This window comes from Acidovorax facilis (assembly GCF_023913775.1).
In the GTDB taxonomy this organism is placed as follows: domain Bacteria; phylum Pseudomonadota; class Gammaproteobacteria; order Burkholderiales; family Burkholderiaceae_C; genus Acidovorax; species Acidovorax facilis.
In genome coordinates, this window is record NZ_JAMXAX010000240.1 from 1 (window position 1) to 2,781 (window position 2,781).

Here is a 2,781-nt window from a genome sequence, read left to right on the forward strand (position 1 = left end):
GCAAGTAGGCGGTGTCTCGATCTACGGCGATGAAGCGGCTCATGCAGGGGAGGTCTTTTTAAACTGGCGCGATTTTCCAGGCCGCCGCCCACTCGCGGTAGGCGGGAAAGCCCGACAAGCTCCTAGGTTTCACGGTGAGAAACTCTGGTGCCCGGGCCTGCGACGCCGGGAAAGCGTGGAGCTGTCGAACTGCTCCACGTCAGTCAGAGCCTGGGCGATGCAGACCACCCGCCGGTGGCGGTGCAGGTGACCTTGCACGGGGCGTCAGCCCTTCGGCAGCCTGTTGTGCGCAGGTGGTGGTCCGGCTTGAGATGTGTGGGGCCAAATTGTCGAAGCGTCTGTTCACGATCTCCGGCTAGATCGTAGACACGTGCTCAGTGCTGCACGTACGGGAAATGCCTGCACCGCACGCGCAGCGTTTGCCGCGTCTGGCTACTTTTTCAAGGGGCAGGTGTTGATGCCCAGCAGTGTGTAGGCGGGGCAGAAGCGGAACAGGCCGGTGGCCAAGGGGACGACGCCCAACCAGCCCCACCATCCCACAGTGTTGGTGGCAGCCAAGGCAATCAGCACCAAGCCTGCCACGATGCGCAGCACGCGATCGATGGTTCCAATGTTGACGTTCATGACAATTCCTTTGGGTTACGCATGGGCCCCGGGGGCGGGACCTTTCTTGCACAGGAGGTGGCGCATGGCTGATGCACCACCGAATCAGTCGAAAGACGGTGGCTCGGGAGACGCCACGGGTTTGCCCGCCGCAGCCCAGGCGTCAAAGCCGCCTGCGATGGACTGCACCTGCAGGTAGCCCATCTCGCGCATGGCGCAGGCTGCCAAGGCGGCCCTCCCGCTGGTCTTGCAGTACACCACCACCTTCAGATCGCGCGAGGTGAGTGCAGGCGTGCTGCTGAGCTTGAACTCCAGAACGCCGCGCGAGGCGTGGATGGCACCGGGTATGTGTCCGGCCTGGTACTCATCGGCCTCACGCACGTCGATGAGCACATCGGCCAGTCGGATGGCTTCATCGGCTTGGTCGATGGGGACTTCATGGACCTGGGCTTTCGCCGCAGCCACGAGATCGTGGGCTGTTTTCATCGGATGTTTCCTCAAGTAGTGTGACGGTGGATATGCCTTGGTGTCATTTGAGGACGGCGTTGTTGGCGTCCAGCACTTTCAGCACGATGGGAATGCCCTGCCCCACGCTCTGGGTTACCGTGCAATAGCTTTCGAACTGGCCCAGCACGCGGTCCAGGTGTTCCAGTTGTGTGGCAGGTATGCCCAGTTGCAAGGTGGCGTCCATGCGCAGCACACGCAGGCGTCCCTCTGGGTTGCGGCCCACCTGGGCCACCACGGTGGCGGTTAGGGGCTCCGGTGACTGTTTGAATTTGCGCAGCGCAAACAGCAGGGAGTCACTCAGGCAGTTGCCCACCGCTGCGCAAAGCAGCTGCACCGGCGATGGGCCCTTGCCCGAGCCCAACGGGGCGGGTTCATCGCCGATCAGGTGGGGGACGGTGCCGCCAAAATGGATGTCAAAGCGGTAGTCCTTTTGCTGGACCAGCTCAACGGTGACTTGTTCGTTGCTCATGGAAATCTCCGGGATCTTCTGAGGGGGCTCGTGGATAGCGTGTCACAGCGCGTTCACGGGAATCTTGAGATAGGTCATGCCGTTGTCTTCTGCCGGGGGCATCGCCCCGGCCCTGATGTTGACCTGCACCGAGGGCAGGATGAGAACGGGCATGTCGAGCGTTGCATCGCGCCGGGTGCGCAGTTCAACGAATGCCGCTTCGGTCATGCCGTCGTGCACGTGGATGTTGTGGGCGCGCTGATCGGCGACCGTGGTCTGCCAGGCTGGGGCGCGCTCCGCGGGGGGGTAGTCGTGGCACATGAAAAGGCGGGTCTGTGCGGGCAGGCTGAGCAGCTTGCGCACCGACTGGTACAGCGTGTGCGCATTGCCACCCGGGAAGTCGCAGCGCGCGGTGCCGACGTCGGGCATGAACAGGGTGTCGCCCACCAACACGGCGTCTGCGATCTGGTACGCCATGCACGCAGGGGTGTGGCCCGGCACGGCCAGCGCCTTGGCTTCGAGGTGGCCAATAGAAAACACTTCTTCGTCGTGCAGCAGGTGGTCGAACTGACGGCCATCCGGGTGGAACTCTGGCTCCAGGTGGAAGATGGCTTTGAACACCTCTTGCACCTGGGTGATGGCGGCTCCGATGGCGATTTTCCCTCCCAGCTTGCTGCGAAGGTAGTGCGCGGCGGACAGGTGGTCGGCATGGGCATGGGTTTCCAGAATCCATTGCACGGTCAACCCCTTCCTCTGGACGAAAGCTACCAGGCGATCCGCAGAATGGGTGCGGGTGCGGCCTGATTTTGCGTCGTAGTCGAGTACCGAATCCACCAGCGCGCAGTGGCCCCCGGGTTCGTCAAACACCACGTAGCTCACGGTCCAGGTCGCGTCGTCAAAGAAGGCTTCTATCTGGGGCTTCACGGGGGTCTCCTGTTGCAGGTTCGATGGACACAATGCTCCGAGTGTGGCGGTGGCAAGCGCCTGATCCCATCAGTCGCGTTCGATGGGGCGGCCCAGCTGCAGGGCCACGCTGCTAACACCGCCGCCATTGGACACCTGGCTATAGCCTTGCGTGCGCAACCACTGGACTGCCATGCCCGAGCGAGCGCCCGAAAGGCAGCAAAGCACCATCGGTTGGTCGCGGTGCGGCAGTGCTGCAGCGGCTTGCTGGGCCAGGCTGTCCAGCGGCAGGTTGATGGAGCCAGCCACATGGCCTGCTG

At 63.1% G+C, this 2,781-nt stretch carries 5 protein-coding genes; all 5 read right to left on the reverse strand.

Annotated features, from left to right (window positions below; genetic code table 11):
* Window positions 1-432: 432 nt before the first annotated feature.
* Window positions 433-624 (reverse strand): YgaP family membrane protein, encoded by a 192-nt coding sequence (locus NFX52_RS29670; protein ID WP_055403024.1) that lies wholly within the window; start codon window positions 622-624, stop codon window positions 433-435.
* Between the two features lie 84 nt (window positions 625-708).
* Window positions 709-1,089 carry a rhodanese-like domain-containing protein gene (locus NFX52_RS29675; protein ID WP_055403022.1) on the reverse strand — a complete coding sequence of 127 codons (381 nt, stop codon included), beginning with the start codon at window positions 1,087-1,089 and terminating at the stop codon, window positions 709-711.
* Window positions 1,090-1,132: 43 nt separating this feature from the next.
* Window positions 1,133-1,579: an OsmC family protein gene (locus NFX52_RS29680; protein ID WP_055403020.1), complete on the reverse strand. Its 447-nt coding sequence runs from the start codon at window positions 1,577-1,579 to the stop codon at window positions 1,133-1,135.
* A gap of 42 nt (window positions 1,580-1,621) precedes the next feature.
* Window positions 1,622-2,482 carry an MBL fold metallo-hydrolase gene (locus tag NFX52_RS29685; protein WP_055403018.1) on the reverse strand — a complete coding sequence of 287 codons (861 nt, stop codon included), beginning with the start codon at window positions 2,480-2,482 and terminating at the stop codon, window positions 1,622-1,624.
* Between the two features lie 69 nt (window positions 2,483-2,551).
* Window positions 2,552-2,781, reverse strand: a 230-nt coding sequence (locus tag NFX52_RS29690) for a rhodanese-like domain-containing protein (RefSeq protein WP_252635974.1), incomplete at its 5' end; no start/stop codon positions are given.